The sequence below is a fragment of the Candidatus Marinimicrobia bacterium CG08_land_8_20_14_0_20_45_22 genome, assembly GCA_002774355.1.
Lineage (GTDB): Bacteria > Fidelibacterota > UBA2242 > UBA2242 > UBA2242 > 0-14-0-20-45-22.
On the sequence record PEYN01000123.1, the window covers coordinates 18,069 to 38,284 of the forward strand.

A 20,216-nucleotide genomic window follows, 5' to 3' on the forward strand; every position below is an offset into this window, starting at 1 on the left:
GAAAAAACATTCCACAAAAACGGAGATAGAAATAGATGATTCCTACTGATTTTATCGAAAAAAAGAAAAACGGACTGGAACACACACCGGAAGAGATCGACGACTTTATTCGTGGCTACGTCAAAGGCACAGTCCAGGATTACCAGATGGCGGCGTGGCTGATGGCGGTCAATTTCATCGGAATGACCGATGCCGAAACGATCACACTCGTCGATACAATGCTTCATTCAGGCAAAGTAATTGACTTATCTGATGTCACTGAATTCAAAGTCGATAAACACAGCACCGGCGGAGTCGGCGACAAGGTTTCGCTGATTCTGGCGCCACTCGCCGTATCCGTCGGATGCGTCGTGCCGATGATCTCCGGGCGCAGTCTCGGACATTCCGGCGGGACTCTGGACAAACTCGAAAGCATCCCCGGTTTTAACGTCAATCTCTCCCGCGCCGAATTCCAGAATCTTGTTAAAAAAAACCGGCTCGCGATGGGCGGTCAGACGCCCGATCTCGTTCCCGCCGACCGTAAAATGTACTCTCTGCGCGACGTGACTTCGACGGTCAAATCCATTCCACTCATCTGCGGAAGTATCATGAGTAAGAAAATCGCCGAAGGCATCGATGGACTGGTTCTTGACGTCAAAACCGGCAACGGAGCATTTCTGGCAAATTATGAAGACACACAACGGCTCGCCCGCCAGTTGAAAAATGTCGGCGAATATTTCGGCTTGAAAGTCGTCACCCTGCTTACGGACATGAATCAACCGCTCGGAAAAAATGTCGGCAACTGGTTGGAAGTGCTCGAATGCATCGACGTCCTGAAAGGCGGCGGACCTGTCGATCTTGTCGAATTGACGCTGATTCTCACCGGCTGGATGATGATCCTTTCCGGACTCGAAACCGATCTGACAAACGCCAAAACGACTCTGCGCCGGGCGATTGATTCTGGATCCGCTTATGAGAAATTCTTGATGATGGTCTCCGCACAAGGCGGCGACGTTTCATTGATCGAAAAGCCTGAAAAATACCAGAAAGCCAAACATACCGCGCCAGTTCTTTCGGAAAAATCCGGTTATATCGCTCACATCGAAACCACGTCGATCGGCATGATCTCGCTGGGACTCGGCGCCGGTCGAAAAACGCTGACGGACGTAATTCAACCGGAAGTTGGACTCGTCATCGAAAAGAAGTTGGGCGATTTTGTATCCGTCGGAGAACCGCTGGCGATCGTCTATGCTACCAACGAAAACGCGTTCAAACACGCTGAATCAGCTATTCGTGAAGCATACGGTTTTTCCGAAATCCCCATCGCTCCGCCTCCGTTAGTTTACGAAACGCTGTAAATCGAAAGCGGCAGAATATGGATCCGTTCCAAATCGAAGTGCCTGAGCAAATGCTCAACTAAAATCGCGGTCGGCAATAACAACGATTGATAATTCGGATCGCTTATGCGGCGACGGAGTTCCGTCGGCGAAAGTTTACAAATTTCAGTAATAATCTTTTGAACATCAGCAAGCGTCAGGAAGATTTCCCGAACAACTGACCTTTCCATTTCCGGATAAGCAAACTTCCATAACGCCATAACCGCGTCGCTGACGCAGATAAATTTTCCCGAGCGGGAAACCCATCGAAAACGTTCCAATTCATCCGAAATATGTTGACGCAATCCGATTAAATCTTCCGGCGCCGGCGTCGAATTCCACAAAAATTGGTCGGAAATACGACACAATCCCAATTGCAACGTCAGGATCATTTGAATGCTTCGCCGTGTCCCCGCATCGATGTGAAAATCGCCTTCGCCGAGACGTATAACACAAAAATCTTCTTCGCTCGTTAAGAGATCAACGGGCAAGAACATTTTGCTTTCTATTTCTGGCGTCAATATTTGCGGCGGCGGGAAACCGCGCTCTTTTAAAAACAACCTCAGATTCCTCAATGTCTGCGAATCCATCAGATAACCAGTGGCAGTCACGGTTATCGAATCGGGTTTATATTTTTCGGTCTGTTGGATAAAATCGTCCAGAATACTTTCCGCACGATCCTAAATTTCAGACTGCTCGTCCCGGCTGGAAAATTCTGCGGCGGCAATTCGTGCAATTTCCTTCCGCAATTGCAGAACCACTTCAGATTGGTCTGCCTTTTCGATGATTTTCGAGATCATCGAAAAGGCGTCGATATGGATAGTTGCGGCGATCATCAAAATAAATTAAGACAGAATACTTTTCGGCGCAACCGTCTTATTGAAAAATCAGTTTCGCGGCTTGAACCGGATTGAGTAAGTTTTCATCGTGGATAAAATCGTTTGCCTGATCCAGCCGCCGATCGAAGATTTTTACGGAACGCCGATCCGCAACTATCCATTGGGTTTGCTGTCCATCGCCGCCGCGATTCGCGAATTTCATCCAACACTGATCGACTTGCGGAACGCGAAACCGCGACCGGTTTTTCTTCCCAACGCGCTGAAAGATGTTTCGCTGTTTTATCATCCCGACGACGCCTCGCCGTTTTCGCTGTACAAACGATTTTACCGCTTCGGACTTTCGGACGAAGAAATCGCGCGGCGAATTCCCAGCGAATTCGACATTTTCCTGATTTCCGCGATGTTCACAACTTATTCTGAAACGGTTTTTCAACTCATTCAACTGATTCGTGAAAGAAAACCTTCCGCGATCATTATTATCGGCGGTGCTGATGCTTCCGTCCGACCTGAAAATTATCTTCAGATCGGCGCAGATTTCGTCATTTTCGGCGAAGGTGAAATCGCTACGAAACGTCTGCTGGACGAATTGGAAAAAAATTCGCCGAACTTTGATTCGGTTCCCAATCTTGTCTGGCAAAACGGGAGCGAAATCGTTCGCAATCCCGTCGAATGGATCGCATATTTGAACGCACTTCCGTTCGCTGACGCTCAGACGCCGGGGACGCCGGAATATTTCATAAACGGCAAACGCCACGCGATGATTATCGCCAGCCGCGGATGTCCATATCGGTGCGAATTCTGCTCGATCCACCTAACGATGGGCGACCGCTACCGGATTCGCTCTACGTCGAACGTTCTCGATGAAATGGGTGAAAAGATCGCCACCAGAATCCGCTCTTTCGATTTTGAAGACGATCATTTTGGCGGAAACCGGCGCTGGCTGACCGAATTCCTTGACGGCGTCATCGAACGTTTTCCGGATTTTCACCTCTCAATTCAGGCAATGAACGGTATTACGGCATCGAATCTGGACGCGGAAATATTGAAGAAAATGAAACATGCGGGATTTTCCTCGTTGAATGTTTCGTTGGTGACGCCCGGCGAAACGATGCAGACGAACCTGAAGCGGCCTTTCGGAACTAAGAAATTTATCGAAATCGTCAACAGCGCTCACAGTATCGGACTTTCTGTCACCGCTTACATCATCATCGGGCTTCCGGGCGAAACAGCGTCGGAAATCCTGAACGCGATTCTTCTTCTCGCAGGTTTGCCGTGCCTGATCGGTCCGTCGCTTTTTTACCTTGTGCCCGGCACACTGGTTTTCGACCGGCTGCAAGATTCCGGAAAAGTTCCCGAATCCACGCTTTGTTCCCGGAGCAGTTTTTATCCGGTTGAAACGCCGGATTGCGACCGGCTTTCTGCCATGACGCTTTTCCGGATTTGCCGCATCGTAAACTTCTTAAAAAGCCTTGCCGACGACGGATTTCCATCGGTCGAGATTGATTCCGACGACGATAAAATCCACATTCCGACGGGCGTCTCCGGCAAGGAAAGCCAGAAACTTTTAGGCGTTTCGCTCATCCGGCGATTATTTCTGACGGGAATTCTCTACGGAACCGGTAAAAAACAGAACGGCGCTTATCAGCTCGTTCGGGAAAAATATTCTCCGGAATTGCTTGAATCCTTTCTAAATCATGATTGGAAAATCTGCGGCATCCGGTCGGGAAAAACGTTCACAAAAGCGGAAATCGAGGTAAAGTGGAGGCAATGTTGAAACCTAAAAACCAGTTTTCGCTCTGCCAGACTGGTTTTGGTAAACTAGCTCTAATTCTAACTCGTCGAATTTTCAATCTCCAATTTGAAATTTGAATTTGTACGAATTCATTCGTAGGTTTAACCATGGTTGTGACAGGTGAAGGAAAAATGACGAACGGTTTGAAAGCCAAAACCGCAATGTTCACGATCTTCCTTATTTTTACCACAGTCCTCGCCATGTCGTGCCAGGAATGTCCGACCGAACCGGAATATGAAATTGACCTGAGTGTCGAGGATTATCTCTGCACATGGGTTGATTTACGTGTAACATTAACTGAATCTAGTAATTCAAAGTACATCTCCATAAAAAGCATCGACGGAGAGATCGAATTCACGCCGTCTTATGGCATAATCGGTTCCGATACCGTTCTGCGTATCGATGGGCTTCAACCATTAACCGAATATTCTTTCCGTGCCTATTATCTAAAACATGACAAGGCTATCGATTCAAGCAATATTGTCACGATTCATACCCGCGAGACAACCAGTAGCAATTTTCGCTGGGAAATCGATCGGATAGGGGTACATCCAACTTGCTTAAATGATGTACAGATTATTTCCGAGAATAATGTCTGGGTAGTGGGAGATATTCGACTGGAGGATACCTATACCTACGATTCTGCTGGTGTCTGGCAAGAACCCTATTCTGGTGCACACTGGGATGGTAATGAATGGAAACTCATACGTTTTATAGAAGGAACAGTCCGCCGACCAAATGGAATAAAATGTTTCTCAGATTCGAGCATTTGGCTCACTCCAGGTTCAATTTGTTACTATGATGGCAGTACGACTAAACAAATATGGATTCAAAATTACTCGGCTGGTGAATTTCTATATCGAGTCTGGGGATCATCGGAGAGTGATATCTGGTTTGTGGGTTCGGAAGGTCTGATTGTCCATTATGATGGTGAAACTTTCTCGCGGATACCAACCGGTAATACTATTCGCTATGTCGATGTGGAAGGTACTCCGGATGGAAAAAACGTATTTGTGGTTGGCCATAATTTGAAAATCCCCTACGAATGTTGTGTATGGCATTTTATTGATGGAAATGGACAAATTATCTATTACACGGATGATCCAAATCAAACAGAAGGCACTTACGGTTCTGTTTATCGAGTTGGATTGTTTGAGAATAAAGCCTATTTCAAAACAGTTACTGGAATGTGGGTCTATGATTTTAAAAAAAATACATCTGAATTAGATCCTGCTATTGCAGACGCTCCGATAACCAGCATGATTGTACAGGATCGTAACGACATCATGGGATTATGCGCCGATGGTTCATGGGCTCATTATAATGGTCAAAATTGGAGTACCAACGATGATTTTTACTGGTCTGGAACGATCTCGTGTAATCGTGCTGATTTTAAAGGTGATTTTGCTCTGATGGTCGGTGTTTCCAGAGATGCCAGTTGTGGTGTAATTATTCGCGGCTATCGTTAGAATAAAAATCCTGTTTTAGTAATATCGCGGAATCTTCCCTTGTTAACTATCCGCCGATAAAAGGAGGAGGGTTTCTCCTTATTAGTTTCGTCAGGTTCTCAAACATGACGGGATATATTTGACAGATCGAAAACTGGTTTTTTCATAAATCTCCGCGGCTACTTTTCATAACCCCATTTCGGTCATTAGTTTCTGAACCAGCAGATCGCCGACTTTTGTGATGGCTTTCGACCCGGCGTTTTCCTCCGAATTGCCGCTATTCTTCTCCTCGACGAGATAGTTCCCGACGACCGTCTGTTTCTGAATATTGAAAACCTTCAGCGAGCCGCGCGCTCGACCGAAATAAAACCCTTCCTGTACTTTGTTGATCTGACCGGAAGAAACCGTTCCGACGATCACCAGATCAGCGCCGGTGTTTTTCGCCGTCTCGAAGATCATTTCCGGTTTACCGGTTTCAATCTCGTTCGGCGTCAACTTCTGAAACAAACCGTTTTCTACGACGGTAAAGCCCGCGCCGGTAAATTTTCCCATCAGCGCGTTTTCGAGATACGAAATCTGAACCGGTTTGCCGATGTTGGTTTCGATGATCTTTACGACGACGCGATTTTCCGGTAAAAGATTGAATGTATGCGTGTCCTGTGCGATCTTAAATTCTTCCGGGAAACGGACTTTCGCCTGAATGACGATTTTCCCCGCCGATTCGATGTTTCGGACTTCACAGATCGCCTTGCCCGACGCGTCCGTTTGTCCCTGCGGCGTGAACGTCGCCTTCCCCTGTACTAACGAAAAATCGACCGGCAAATTGGGAATCGGATGACGTTTGGCGCTTTCCGTCCAGAAAACCGATACGGTTAGCGGTTGTTCCAGAGCCGCGCCGAGTTTGACCGGTTGTTTCTCGCCGGAACCTTCGATGGTAATGCTTCCCTGCATCGCGTCAGCCAACGCTTTATAACCTTCGCTGAATGATTTGATCTGAGAAACGAGCGTCGGCGAAAGGCCGGTCAGCGAAAGTATCGGCGTAAAATTTGTCTGTGCTTCCCGAATTTGCCGGATCGCGAGAAACACGTTTCCGCCACGCGCCAGATCGAGCGACTCGGTGAGCCGCATTCCGCTAATATTCATCGTTTCATCCATCATTTCCTTCATGAATGCCCGATGAGATTCTTCGGAAAACAGAACAAGCACGAAAGCCTGAAATGTCATCTGCGCTTTTCTTCCCGAATCTTCCTGCCATTGCTCGACAAACACTTTTTCTGGAGAAACAGAGATGATGGCTTTGGAAATGACCTTTACGCTTGAACTCGTAAAAGCGTCCAGTGAGGTCGTCTTGCCGGATTTTTCGATGATGGAATCCTTCGTTTCGCTGTTGATGATAACACCCAGCGATTCGATGATCTGCCGCTTGGCGTCGTTGATCGCGTTCGTCCGCGCTTCGGCTTCATCGGAATATCTGTTGGACATGCCGACGAAATAGCCGGGTATTATTTTTTCCGTCCATGACGGTCGCGGCTCTTTCGTCAATCGCTTTTGCGCAAAAACCGTTTCGCTGGAAATCAGCAGAAATATCGTTGCGATTGTTAAAAACCGGGACAGTTGAACAGGTCGGATGTAAATTTTTCGTCGAAACATATCATCTCCATTTCATGATCTATCGATTCTGCGGTAAGAATAAACAGAAAATTGCTGATTTTCAACTAAAATATTAGTTAGAGCTTTTCAACTTTTATTCAAATTGGTTATATTGCGATGCAAGATATGAAACCGATCGAGAAAAAGCCTATTTTCTGCCCAGAACGCGCCAAGCGAAAGGATTCGATATGAAAAAGACGTGGTTCATCGCTCTATTTATACTGATGTTCGCCCTTCAAGCGACGCCTCAATTTACTAATGTCACGGTCGAAATTTCCACAGATCGCATGCCGGAAAAAGAGCGAGCCGACCTTAAAACGCTCGAACAGATGATGCCTGCCTATTTCAAGAACTTTGCATGGTTCGAAAATTCGTACGGCATCGACATTCCGCTGAAAATCAGCATGTTCCCGCAGAGCGTCAACTCGAGCGGCTACGAACGTATTTTCACGGCTCAGATATTCATTTCCAACGAAGTCGCCGATAACCGATTCTTCGAAAAATCGTTCAAATTCGTTTACAACACAAACGATCCGATCGGGCACATCGAAATGGCGCATTCCCTGCTGAGCGTTCTGGATTTCTATGCATGGATGATGATCGCCGCCGAACTCGACACCTACGAGCCGCTCGGCGGAAATAACGCTTACGAAAAAGCCAGAGACGTAGCCACCCGCGCGCAGGCTTCCGACAAAACGTGGGGCTGGAAAGACCGTTTAACGGATTTAGACGAACTTCTCCGAGTCAGGAACTATCGTCTGAGTAAATACAGTTATTGGATGATCGTCGATTTAATTGATCAGGAAAAAATGGAAGAAATTTCACCGGCTATCGATCGTTTTCTGAAAAATCTTACAGCGATGTTTGAGGAAAATGCCCGCGAACGTTACACGCATATTTTCCTGGATGCTCATGCACGAGATTTGATCAAAATGCTGAAAGATTATGGAACTGCCGAACAGATCGATCGGCTAATAGCGCTCGACCCAGACAACAAAGATGCCTACCAAAAAGTTCCTAACGAGAAATAGTTGCCGTTAACACTTCAGCGCGGCGTAGGTCTTTTTCCCCAATAGATAATAACTTAGCGCGGATGAACCGCGATACAGTCTCTGTAATATTTCGCCGTCGCCTTTTCGGCGGATCGAAGCGACGATTTTTCGTTTCCTGTAAATGGCTCCGGGATGCGCAAGAATCCAGCCGTGCGCTTTGAGAATCGCCCACGCTCGCCCGAAATCGCCTTTTATCAGCGAGAAAACCAGCGCTATATCGTCGAGGGCGATTCGTAGCGGAGTCAGATAAAGCGTCAGCGGAAGCCTGAAATTCGAGAGAAACATCAGCAGGCTATTCCGATGATTAAGATATTTTTTAAATGGCGAATCGGCGCCGAGCGTATAGCCGGAACGATGCCAGACAACGGCTTTGGGTTCTACAACCACTGAGTATCCCATCAATTGTAAGCGCCACTCGAGATCGATTTCTTCCATATGCACAAAGAATGTTTCGTCAAATAAACCGGCGTCGATCAGAACCTGTCGTCTCGCTAAAAACGCAGTCCCAGACGCCCAGAAAATACAGTTCGATCCGGAATCATATTGTCCGTCATCCGGTTCGATCGTCTCGAACATTCGCCCGCGGGCAAACGGAAACCCTAACATGTCCATCTCGCCTCCGGCGGCTCCGGAATAATCGAATAACCGACGATTTTGGTACGAAAGAAGTTTCGGCTGGACGACGGCGATCTCCGGCGACGACTGGATTTGCTGAAGCATGGCTTCGATCCATCCCGCTTGATGAATCGTATCGTTGTTCAAAATTAAAACAAATTCCGCAGATGCCTGACGGATTCCTGCGTTGCATCCGCCCGCAAAACCATGATTTTTATCGAGAGCGAGAATTTGAACTTCAGGGAATTCCCTGCGAACCACTTCAACGCTTTTATCTGAAGAAGCGTTATCTACGAGAATGATTTCCAAAGGCATATCGGTCGAATGGACAAGCGATGTTAGACAATCCCGAAGAATATCCTCTCCGTTGTAATGCGGAATGACGACGGAAACAAGTGGTTTGGATGTTGTCAAATTTACTAAACTAATCGCTTATCCTTATTTACCGATCGGCTTGGCGGATTTGGATGTTGCCTTCTTCGACTCGTAAGTGCTTTTCATCGCCGCGGCGCCATGATCATCGGGATGCGCTTTCAACCAATCACCTAAAACCCGGATGGCGCCATCAATATTTTCCATTTCTTCATAAGCCTTAACGAGTAGACCGGCGATTTCCGGACTATTTTTGTTCTGGCTTTCCAACGGTTCCAAAATTTCCAGCGCCGCTTGATAATTCTTTAACGGAGAAATAAAAACGCTGGCGTAACGGATTTTATCCTGAATCGTCTGCCCGGGCATACCCATCAGTTCATGAAGGCGGCGAATGAGTTCTTCCTCTCTTCCACCTTCAAAATAGAGCATCCCGACCTGCAAAAAAACTTCCTTATTGCCAATCGGCAGAACGCTTTCCGGTAATTTGACTTCCATTGAATCCAGAATCGCAGCTAATTCTGCCTTGTTCTTCGTTACTTGAGGCGAAACATTGTCCCGATCGCTGGCGCTTCTCCGCATCATGCGATCGCTACTGTATAATTTTTCAACTGCCAATTGGAAAAAACCGCTCCTGTAGTTGCCGACGAGTTTGACAACGTTATCGTCAAAATATACTTTCGGATTGTTGAGATTCCGGTAGCGATAGACGTGGTTGAGGTTGTATTCCAATTTTTCGGCGTTGATACGCTTGACCGGTTGCGGATGAATGCGGAACGCCAACCCTTCCATCTGTAGAAATGGATCCATGTTCAATTTATTATCTTGAGAAACAGTAACGGCATAATAAAAAGGCCTCTTCCATTGGTTCGCTTCGAGGAGTTGCATGATCATGATATCCTGAACGCGCAGTCCTTGTCCCATGATTGTCGGTTCGAGTTCCCACTTCAGCGGCGGAAGCGCGCTGTTCGGCGGCGGCGTTAATCTAACTTCGGTCTTCTTCCATGGAATGATGCCCAGATTGTCGATATCTGCATCGGTCATACCGCCCAGAGAGAGCTTCGGTTCAATATCGCGTAGTTGTTTGATGTACCACGGTGTGTTGAGGAGGCTGAGATTGACGACTTTCACATCGCGCCGAATGCCTTCGACTTCCTGAAGATACCACAGCGGAAAAGTGTCGTTGTCGCCGTTGGTAAAGATGACGCCATCTTTTTCACACGTCTGGAGAATATTGTATGAATAGTCCCACGCGACATAATTCCCTTTCCGGGAATGTTCATGATAATTGGCGCGAAGAACATTCAACGGCAGAGCAAGAAGCAGAAGAATGGTCGCGACATACGTTAACGGTTTCCGCAGTTTTTCGTTTTTCAGTTTGGTGAGATGACTGATGATAACCGATGCGCCGATGCCGATCCAGATGGCAAATGCGAAGAACGAGCCGACATATGAATAGTCACGCTCTCTCGGTTGCGGATCGTCCTGATTCAAATAGAGAACGATCATCAAGCCGGTAAATAAGAATAGCGCCATCACAGACAATGCTTTGTTCTTGTCCTTCCCGAAATGAACCATCAGCCCGTAAAGTCCAATGAGAAACGGAAACGGCAGGAAAAATTGGAACGGATCGACTTTATCGATACTTCTGCCAATGAATTGCCAATTGAAATAGCGAACGTACATATAATTGATTTGGTAATTCCAGAAGTATTTCCACGTGGCAAGGCTTTGCGAAACGCCGGGCCTTTTGTATTTGCTTTCGGCTTCCGGTTTCCATTTCGCTCGATTAAAAATATCCGTGAACGACCGTTCGCCATATTGCTCGCGTTCCAGATAGGCGACCGCTTGATGCGTCGTTTCGGGATCGTTCTCGTCAATTCGCGGATTCTGAGCACTCCGGATGAAGATCGTCATGTAGGACGAATATCCGATGATGATCAGCGTCAGACATATGAGTCCGAGCGATAACAGATTGTGCTTTTTCGCGATCGCCCAACCCGTGACGCCGAAAACGGCAAGAATCGCCAGAACCATGACGCTCAAGCCGTATTTGTCCGCAACGGTCGGCAAGCCGCGGATAACGCCCCCGTTGATAACCAGAAAAACGGCTGACGCCGCGAAAGCCATCAGAACATTCTGCGCGTGTTCTTTCAGGCGCAGATTGATCGTTTTCCGATAAAGTGGAATATATATACCGAGAACCACCGCAAGCGTTAACATCGCCTGCACGGTAAACGTAACGCGGCGAAATTGAAGGAAAAACAGAAAAATCAACCCAGCGACTGCTACGCCGATGATGATGTCGGCGATCAACCACCAGATGGAAGAGATTTTCGTCTTTTTGAAATAAATGATCAGCGCGATAAAGAAAATCGTCAGCAGATTCAGCAAGTGAATACCCGTCGCCAAACCGATAATATATGCAATGATGAGCAAATAGCGTTCATGTCTCGGCTTGTCGGATTTTTCCTCCCAGACCAGCGTGAGCCAGACGACAATCGCGGTTAAAAAAGTAGAAAACGCGTAAACTTCCGCTTCGACCGCATTAAACCAATGGCTGTCGGAATAGGCGAATGTCATCGCGCCAACGAAAGCGCCCGCATAAACGGCTATTTTATGAAGCGGCTGTTGCGGATTTCCCCAGCTTTTTAACAATTGCACAATGATGAGAAAAAGAAACATGACGGCTAAAGCGCTGACGATCGGCGAAATCATGTTTACCCGAAATGCGATGTCGGAACTGAACGGTATCATCGAAAAAAACCGCCCAATCAGAAGATACAGCGGACTGCCCGGAGGATGCGGAACGGCAAGCGTGAACGACGTTGCGATAAATTCGCCGCAATCCCAGAAGGAAACTGTCGGCGAAATTGTATCCAAATAGACGATAAAGCTGAACAGAAATGTCAGAATCGCCAGAATCGTCTTTTCCTTATTTTCTTTGAAATAGTTCATGTTTTCCCTTTGACTTTCCATGTATTTTCAGTTCACGTTTCAGACGGAGATTCAGGTTTATTTTTCTCTGTTTTTAGTTTTTCTTCAACAAAATTCATTTTCAGCTCGGACAGTGAACGTTCCAAAACCTGTGTTTCGGCATCGGTCAGGTTGCCGCGCGTTTTTTCCTTTAGCATTTCGATCATGTCTATCGTAAAAGAGGCTTCATCCAGATTAACCTCGACCTTTGCAGTCGCCGTATTTTGCCGTTTGCCAAGATAAATCCAGCCACTCGCTACCAGCGATTGGAGCAATCCCGCAAAAAGCATCTGGTTTTTATCCATTTTTTCGTTCGCCATTACGACCTCTATAAAATATTTACAAAGCCCATATATTCAGAATAATTAGTCAGCAGGTGATTCCGCACCCGCGCGTTTTCCTGCTTTCTGAGATGAGGATCGGATTTCAGCAAATCGAATGCTTCATTCCGCGCCACTTTCAGCAGTTCCTTATCAGTTATCAAATCGGCAATTTTCATTTTGGGAAACCCGTGCTGGCGCGCGCCATAGAATTCGCCGGGCCCGCGTAATTTAAGGTCTTCCTCCGATATTTCAAAGCCGTCGGTCGTCGCGAGAATCGTCTGCAGACGCCTTTGCGAAATGTCTGTGCGTTTACGTTCGACAAGAATACAAACGCCGTCTGTTTTCCCTCTGCCAATCCTTCCGCGCAGTTGATGGATTTGCGTCAGTCCGAACCGTTCGGCATTTTCAACGAGCATCACCGTCGCTTTTGGATTGTCCATCCCAACTTCAATCACGGTTGTACTCACCAGAATGTTCACGGTTCCGGCAATGAATTGCCGCATGATGTCGTCCTTTTCAGCCGAAGACATTCCGCCGTGCAGTAAAGCGAGTTTCAACTCGGGAAAAACGCTTCTCTTCAAGTATTCAAATCCCTGTGTCGCGGCTTTCAGATCGATCTTTTCCGATTCCTCGATGAGCGGGTAAACGATGTACGCTTGATAGCCTCTTTTAACCTGTTCGCGTATGAGATAATAAGCCTCTGAAATGCGATCTTCATTGACGAGTTTCGTCACGATTTTTCCCTTTTGCGACGGCATCTCGTCCAGAATCGAAACATCCATGTCGCCGTACAACGTCATGCTAAGCGTTCGTGGAATCGGCGTCGCCGTCATTACCAAAACGTCCGGATTCAACCCTTTGCTGATCAGAGTTCCTCTCTGCAAAACGCCAAACCGATGTTGTTCATCAATGATAACCAGCGACAGTTTTTTGAATTCCACGCCTTCCTGAATCAGCGCGTGCGTCCCGACAATGAGTTGAGCCTTTCCGGTTTGAATAGATTGCAGAATGTCGTCCCGCTCGGCTTTCTTTTGCCCACCAATGAGCAGACAAATATCGATTCCGACCAATTCCGCGAAGATTTTGAGATTTCGGTAATGCTGTTCGGCGAGAATTTCCGTCGGCGCCATGAACGCAACCTGAAAACCGTTGCCGATTGCGATGCTGGCGCAAAGCAAAGCGACGATCGTCTTTCCCGAGCCGACATCGCCCTGAAGCAGGCGATTCATAACTTCGGACGATTTCATATCGTCCCAGATTTCGTGAACCACACGCTTCTGCGCAACGGTCAACGCAAACGGGATTTTCTCGTAAACCTGTTTAATCAGCGGTCCGGCACTTGGATATTGAAACGCTTTTCGGCTCGCCTTGATTCCCGCTTTGTTCACGCCGAGCATCAATTCAAGATAGAATAATTCCTCGAACTTGAACCTGACTTGCGACTTTTCAAGAACTTCAAGCGTTTCCGGAAAATGAATCTGCCGAAATCCTTCGTTGATGCTCAGGAGTTTGAGGCGTGATATTGTTTGAAACGGCAGAATTTCGTCAAATGCCCACTCGAATTCATCTACGATGGGACGTAAAAGCCGCCGGAATCCGCGACTGTCCAGCGCGACTTTTTTCAGTTCGGCAGTCGTCGGATAAAGCGGAATGATGCGCGCCGTGTGTAGCGTCGAATCCCATTCGGCGGTTTCCAGCCGATCATAGTCAGGATGAACAAAACGCGGTCCGTTATAAAATTCGACGCGGCTATGCAGAGCCACCAGATCGCCGGCTCTGAAAACGTTTTGGATATATTTCACGCCGTTGAACCAGATACATGACATCAGACCGGAATCGTCTTTAATGAAAACTTCATAAAAACTGCGCCGTGCCGTTTTCACCAATCTCTGCGTCGTCACTTCGCCGACTATTGTCGCCGGTTCGCCGACTTTCAATTGGCTGATTTTTGTGATCGTACTTCGGTCTAAATAACGACGCGGAAAATAGTAGATGAGATCGGTAAACGTACGAATGCCGACCGCCGCCAGCGCTTCCACTCGCTTGGGACCGACGCCCTTGACATACGTAATCGGCGTATCGGGTTTGATATAAGGTTTTGGAACGCTCGTTTCCGGCAAATCTGGCTCCCGACCGACTACCAACTTCTTTGATATGTGTACTTGACAGTCACACTTTTTTCGGCGGGAACACTCAGTGGAAAAATTAGCAGACGATCGCTTTTTTTCTGATATGAATGTGAGGCGCTTTTTACGAACCAATCGTTATTCATTACTTCCTGAATCTCAACGTAAGCCGATTCTGTCCGTTTATTCGTAATATCGATTTTAACGGAAATCACTTCCGAACGTTCTCCGGTTTTCTGACGATCTACGATGATTTTCTTACCTTTAACATCGAACGCCTTACCGACGACCAAATCCAGCGTATCGTCTTTGGCAGTATGGTTGATCTTATCCTCACCGACCAGTTGAAGCGTATTGTCCACATCCTTTTTAAAGATACGAAAAACGCCTTCTGGAAGCGGAATTCCAAGATGATTTTCCGCCGAGTTGACAAATTTTAAGTGAACTTCAAGCGGCGATTCCGATTCGCTTATTGCAGAATTTTTAAACATATACAATTTTTGTGTGCTTGCCGCCACTTCATCGAACAACGCGATCTGTTTAATCTCCCGGTCTTTGATCGTCACAGGACGCTGGAGTTCGTACAGGTGATAATCAAACAATCCGCGTTCTTCAAAAGGGGCTGAAGCGGTTACCGCTTCAGCGCCGACATATGCGCTGACCTTAGGAGAAGGTCTTCTTCTAACACGGTTAATATTACCGGCGACAATTTTCATTTTGGCATTTTCGTAGGTTGTACCGGATTGGTTATCGAGCGAAACCCACGAATTGAGTGTGAAATCCTTGTCATTCTTGTCCAACACCATTAAATATTCCGCGTGCCAACTCATCCCGGCTGTCAGATAACTAATCTCCGACTCAACTTGAGCGCCAATTTTAGATGACAGAAGCCACTGCAGAGTCGGCTTCAGGATCAGGCCGGACGGCAGAGCAGGAAAATCGTAATCGGCAATATTCTCGACCGAAGCGATCTTGATGCCGCCGGTCGGAAGTTGCAGAACGAGATTTCCACCATCATATTGTAGCAATTTTCCATTAGTCTGCTCACCGGATTTGGTTTTGTACGAAATCGTTTCGCCGATATATTTCTCGAAAATTTTGTCCGAGTTGACCAAATCGTACAGGAAATTCTGTTCGAGAACCGTGATGGCGTCATCTTTGCCGGGAAAGGTGATGTGCACCGACGTCGGATCGACGAGCGCTGGAATTCCCTCGATCCGAACTTCCGATTCGCCTTTGAGAATATCGAGTGTGCGGATCTGGAGAATCAGTCCCAAATTGTCGTTATAAACGGTTACCTGCGTGGATTTTACAGACGACGCGGCATAAATCGCCATCGCCAAACCGAACACGATCAGCAATAAAACGGAAGTTCGCATCAGATTTTTCATACGTTCCCCCCTGATGAATGTTGAATGAGTAAAAAGTCCGGCCGCCGATCAATCGCTCAACGCGGCGAGACTTGCTTTCAATTTGACCAATTGTTCTTTATTGAACGCTTCCTTTTCGCGCTCTTTTACAACGACTTCCTTCGGCGCTTTTGCGATGAAAGAAGGATTTGAGAGTTTGGAATAACTGGCTTTCAATTGTCCTTCCAAGCGTGAAATTTCCTTTTCAAGGCGCGTTTTTTCACCGGAAATATCGATCAAGCCTTCGAGAGGAATAAAAAATTCGGCGCCATGAATAATGACTGCCGACGAAGGATGTGGTCTCTCAAGTTTTTCTGAAACCTGAATATCGCTTGCTTTGACCAGATTCCGAATATACCCTGCGATCATCGGATCGTTCAGAAGTTTGACTGGAATCTGAGCATCCGTTCCTCTGACCACCAGATGGAGCGCGGCAGACGGCGGAATATTCATCTCGCTTCGTGCGGTCCTCAACGCCGTGACAACTTCTTGCATAATCGCAAAAGTTTCGTCAATCGCTTTCGCCTGCGTGGCTGTTTTCGCCTTTGGCCATGACGAAACGATGATATCCGGCTCATCTGCGGCTTTGATCTTTTGATAAATCTCTTCCGTGATGAATGGCGCATATGGATGCAGAAGTTTTAGAAAATTTTTCAGGACATAAGCCGCGACGGTCAGTGCCGTGCGTTTTTCTTCGAGAGATTTTTTATACAGCCGGTCTTTGATGAGCTCGATGTACCAATCGCAGAAATCACTCCAGACGAAATCATAAATATTTCGGGCAACTTCGTCGAACCGGTACTTTTTCAAATTTTTGTCCACACTTCGAATCGTATGATTGAGGCGATTTAAAATCCACTTATCGGCAAGTTCCAGATTCAGGCGATTCGGATCGAACGGTTCATTCAGAATAGTTTCGTCGTCGAGATTCATGAGAATGAAACGTGATGCGTTCCAGATTTTGTTCATAAAATTTCGCCCAACTTCGAGACGCTCTTCGGAAAATAAAATGTCCTGCCCTTGCGGCGCAATCAGCATGACGCCGAATCTCAGCGCATCTGCGCCAAAGCGATTCACGAGATCGATCGGATCGGGCGAATTGCCCAGTGACTTGCTCATTTTTCTGCCCTGAATGTCGCGAATAATGCCAGTGAAATAGACGTCTTTGAACGGAACTTCGCTCCGGAATTCGAGACTTGCCATAATCATTCGCGCTACCCAAAAAAAGATGATGTCCGGTGCGGTTACGAGATCGTTGGTCGGGAAAAATGCTTTCAGGTCGCGCGTTTCATCCGGCCAGCCCATCGTCGAAAACGGCCAGAGCCACGAACTGAACCATGTATCGAGGACATCGGTATCCTGCCGGACTTTTCCACCACACTTCGGGCATTTCTCAGGATCTTCAATCAGCGCATCCATCCAACCGCATTCGTCACAATAAAAAACAGGAATGCGATGTCCCCACCACAGTTGGCGGGAAATGCACCAATCGCGGACGTTGCTCATCCAGTGTGAATAGGTTTTATACCAGCGTTCCGGGTGAAAGTGTATCTGTCGCTCTTCCACAACTTTTAGCGCAGGTTCTGCGAGCGGCGCCATTTTGACAAACCATTGTTCGGAGAGATACGGCTCAATCATGACGCCTGCGCGTTCGGAATAGCCAACACTGTGCAAATAATTTTCGACCTTTTGGAGCAAACCCAGCCGTTCCATTTCCGCTACGACGAATTTTCTTGCCTCGAAACGGTCTTTGCCAACCACGAGTTCGCCCGCGGCGTCATTCATCGTCGCGTCGGGATTCATCACATTGATCTGCGCCAAACCGTGACGCGCACCAATCTCAAAATCGTTCGGATCGTGCGCAGGAGTCACTTTCACCGCACCGGTTCCAAACGTCGGATCGACAAAATCGTCTGCGATGATCGGAATAATCCGATTTTGAATCGGAAGAACGACATTTTTCCCAACGAGATTCACGTAATGTTTATCTTTTGGATTCACGGCAACGGCAGTATCGCCGAGCATCGTTTCCGGGCGTGTCGTCGCGACGACGATAAAGCCGGATTTGTCCTCGAGCAGATATTTAAAGTACCAGAGATGTCCCTGCGTTTCTTTGTGAATCACCTCTTCATCAGAAAGCGCCGTCCGCGACGCCGGACACCAATTGATAATGCGCCTCCCGCGATAAATCAATCCTTTTTGATAAAGATGAACGAATACTTTCCGGACCGCGTGCGAAAGTCCTTCGTCAAATGTGAAGCGTTCCCGTTCCCAGTCCAATGAACAACCGATTTTTTTCAGCTGGTTGATGATGATCGACTTGTGTTTTAGCGCCCAATCCCAGACGATTTTGACAAATTCCTCACGGCCATAATCGAACCGCGTCTCCCCTTGCTTTTTCAGGTTTTTCTCGACGACGTTTTGCGTGGCGATTCCCGCGTGATCAGTACCGGGCAACCAAAGCGTTTCAAATCCCTGCATCCGCGCATGACGCACCAAAATATCCTGAAGCGTATTGTTCAGAACATGCCCCATCGTCAGGATTCCCGTTACGTTCGGTGGCGGGATGACAATAACGTACGGCAGTTTATCGGTTTCAGAATTCGCATGAAAATATTTCTTTTCCATCCAGTAATCGTACCAACGCGATTCAACATCAGATGGACTGTATGTTTTTTCTAAAGACGCAGCCAAGATTTCCTCAATTAACTTTCGATCATTAAACTAAATGCCGTCGTAAGTTTTAAAACATTTTGATTTGCCTGCTTGAGACGACGGCTCAAAACGTGGGCAATGTTTTGCATAACCTGAAAACCGATTTCGGGTTGCGTGTGACAGATTGAAAAAAAATCCTCTTTGGCGATTCTGCCCAGAACGCAGTCAGAAAGCGCTTTGACGGTTGCGGTGCGTCGATCGTCATCGCTAAAAAGACTCATTTCGCCGAAAAACGGATACTGGTCACTTGATAGTGCGAGAATGCTTTTTTCACGCGTATCCGTTTGCACCGCACTGGTTTTCAGTGTAAGCGCCTGCGAAATTTCGACCTTCCCGTCCAGCAAAATCAGGATCGAATGTCCGGGCGTTCCTTCTTGCAAAATCACGTCTCCATTCTTGAATTCTACCATTTTGGTGACAGTGCAAAAATGGTGAACCTGATCTTCGGTCAATCCGCCGAAGATTTCATAATACAAAAGAGTCTTTGCGCCGATTTGATTATAGTTTTTCTTCATCATTGGATGACTATCGCTTTTTCGTTTTCCTGAATTACGTACTCGTCGTCGGGATTAAGATTTACGACGACCTTATTCTCCTCGCCCAGTGTCTTTCCCGCTTCTTTCAATTTCTTTTCGATGAATGCGTCTAAATGCGACGAATCGGACGACAGAAAATCCGACAAGCCAATCGATTCCACTTGAGCAAGAAGTCCGATGGCCAAGACGTGATGTTGACTGTGGAAATAATCAAACACGTCCTTGTATTTTTTTCCATGAAATCTTGCCGGAATCGGCATGGTCACAATCATGTTTTTGCTCGTCGGACTAAGAATCCCTCCCAAAATATTGGTCAATCCGGGTTCAATGATGTTACTCGCAACGATAAAATCTGCGTATTGATCACTGATGATCACATCGTCGGCACGAGCGCGCTTGACATGCGCCTCATTCTCACGGTTCATGATAAAGGCGATGATCTTGAGTTTGGACGACATGGATCTGATCGTCAGCGTCGCGAGAACTGTCTGTTCGTCGGCATCCGTCGGCGATAACTGTGCAAGATTCGGCAGTAAAATGGCGATTTTAGCGGCTTTGATATTCGCACGTTCCAATGTCGCCGCCCGCGTGTAGTCGCCGCGGACGAACTTGACGGAATACTTGCGAAATTTGTCCAGTACGGCATTAACGCGATCCTCCGGAAGTTCGTTGACCAAAATCATCTTTGGAATTTTTTTCCGGGAAAGCGTTATGAAGGTATCGACAATCGATTCCGCGCGGTTGTTCCAGCCGCAAACGACGATGTGATTTTCATATTTAATTGATTCCAAACCTTGGTCCTCCCTAATTTTCTTTGAGACAAAAATCGAAGATATCGTCGCCGTAATGAGCGATAACAGCGATATTCCTGAAAACATGACGAAAATGGCGATCAATCGTCCACCGACGGATTTAGGCGCAATATCGCCGTATCCGACGGTAAAAACTGTCACGAACGCCCACCAAACCGAATCGAAAAGATTACCGTATTGATTGGAATTTTGGGTCGAT

The 20,216-nt window shown here is 47.1% G+C and carries 14 protein-coding genes; 5 read left to right on the top strand and 9 right to left on the bottom strand.

Translation table 11 applies throughout. The features are described from left to right. The first annotated feature begins 35 nt into the window (after positions 1 to 35). The gene (locus COT43_07140; protein ID PIS28148.1) at positions 36 to 1,337 is read left to right on the top strand and encodes a thymidine phosphorylase; all 1,302 of its coding nucleotides are present in this window, start codon (positions 36 to 38) and stop codon (positions 1,335 to 1,337) included. On the opposite strand, the gene COT43_07145 is transcribed toward COT43_07140, so the two are convergent. Continuing rightward, positions 1,322 to 1,915 carry a hypothetical protein gene (locus COT43_07145; GenBank protein ID PIS28149.1) on the bottom strand — a complete coding sequence of 198 codons (594 nt, stop codon included), beginning with the start codon at positions 1,913 to 1,915 and terminating at the stop codon, positions 1,322 to 1,324. The genes COT43_07140 and COT43_07145 overlap by 16 nt on opposite strands. Before the next feature lie 84 nt (positions 1,916 to 1,999). On the opposite strand from COT43_07145, the gene COT43_07150 reads away from it, so the two are divergent. The 3 genes from COT43_07150 to COT43_07160 all read left to right on the top strand — a co-directional run bounded on the left by COT43_07150 (position 2,000) and on the right by COT43_07160 (position 5,455). Further along, positions 2,000 to 2,269: a hypothetical protein gene (locus COT43_07150; protein ID PIS28150.1), complete on the top strand. Its 270-nt coding sequence runs from the start codon at positions 2,000 to 2,002 to the stop codon at positions 2,267 to 2,269. Positions 2,270 to 2,282: 13 nt separating this feature from the next. Then, entirely contained in the window at positions 2,283 to 3,968 is a 1,686-nt protein-coding gene (locus tag COT43_07155; GenBank protein PIS28151.1) for a radical SAM protein, read from the top strand. A 125-nt stretch (positions 3,969 to 4,093) separates the two neighbouring features. After that, on the top strand, positions 4,094 to 5,455 hold the full coding sequence (locus COT43_07160) for a hypothetical protein (GenBank protein PIS28152.1): 1,362 nt from the start codon (positions 4,094 to 4,096) through the stop codon (positions 5,453 to 5,455). A 165-nt stretch (positions 5,456 to 5,620) separates the two neighbouring features. Here the strand turns inward: COT43_07160 and COT43_07165 are convergent, their stop codons facing one another. Beyond that, positions 5,621 to 7,084 carry a hypothetical protein gene (locus tag COT43_07165; GenBank protein ID PIS28153.1) on the bottom strand — a complete coding sequence of 488 codons (1,464 nt, stop codon included), beginning with the start codon at positions 7,082 to 7,084 and terminating at the stop codon, positions 5,621 to 5,623. A gap of 188 nt (positions 7,085 to 7,272) precedes the next feature. Between COT43_07165 and COT43_07170 the strand changes: the two genes are divergently transcribed. Beyond that, a complete protein-coding gene (locus COT43_07170) occupies positions 7,273 to 8,115 on the top strand; it encodes a hypothetical protein (protein ID PIS28154.1) in 843 nt (280 codons plus the stop codon). 6 nt (positions 8,116 to 8,121) lie between these two features. Here COT43_07170 and COT43_07175 read toward each other — a convergent pair whose 3' ends face one another. From COT43_07175 to COT43_07205, 7 genes are all read right to left on the bottom strand, one after another. Then, positions 8,122 to 9,132 (bottom strand): hypothetical protein, encoded by a 1,011-nt coding sequence (locus COT43_07175; GenBank protein ID PIS28161.1) that lies wholly within the window; start codon positions 9,130 to 9,132, stop codon positions 8,122 to 8,124. Between the two features lie 57 nt (positions 9,133 to 9,189). Continuing rightward, entirely contained in the window at positions 9,190 to 12,078 is a 2,889-nt protein-coding gene (locus tag COT43_07180) for a hypothetical protein (protein PIS28155.1), read from the bottom strand. 32 nt (positions 12,079 to 12,110) lie between these two features. After that, positions 12,111 to 12,416, bottom strand: coding sequence for a DUF1844 domain-containing protein (locus COT43_07185; GenBank protein PIS28156.1), 306 nt, complete (start codon positions 12,414 to 12,416; stop codon positions 12,111 to 12,113). An 8-nt stretch (positions 12,417 to 12,424) separates the two neighbouring features. Further along, on the bottom strand, positions 12,425 to 14,680 hold the full coding sequence (locus tag COT43_07190; GenBank protein PIS28157.1) for a DNA helicase RecG: 2,256 nt from the start codon (positions 14,678 to 14,680) through the stop codon (positions 12,425 to 12,427). Between the two features lie 1,304 nt (positions 14,681 to 15,984). Beyond that, the gene (locus COT43_07195) at positions 15,985 to 18,660 is read right to left on the bottom strand and encodes a valine--tRNA ligase (protein PIS28158.1); all 2,676 of its coding nucleotides are present in this window, start codon (positions 18,658 to 18,660) and stop codon (positions 15,985 to 15,987) included. Beyond that, positions 18,660 to 19,187, bottom strand: coding sequence for a hypothetical protein (locus tag COT43_07200; protein ID PIS28159.1), 528 nt, complete (start codon positions 19,185 to 19,187; stop codon positions 18,660 to 18,662). The genes COT43_07195 and COT43_07200 overlap by 1 nt, the downstream gene beginning before the upstream one ends. Beyond that, positions 19,184 to 20,216: hypothetical protein (locus COT43_07205; protein PIS28160.1), on the bottom strand; the 1,033-nt coding region annotated here is incomplete at its 5' end. The genes COT43_07205 and COT43_07200, both read right to left, overlap by 4 nt.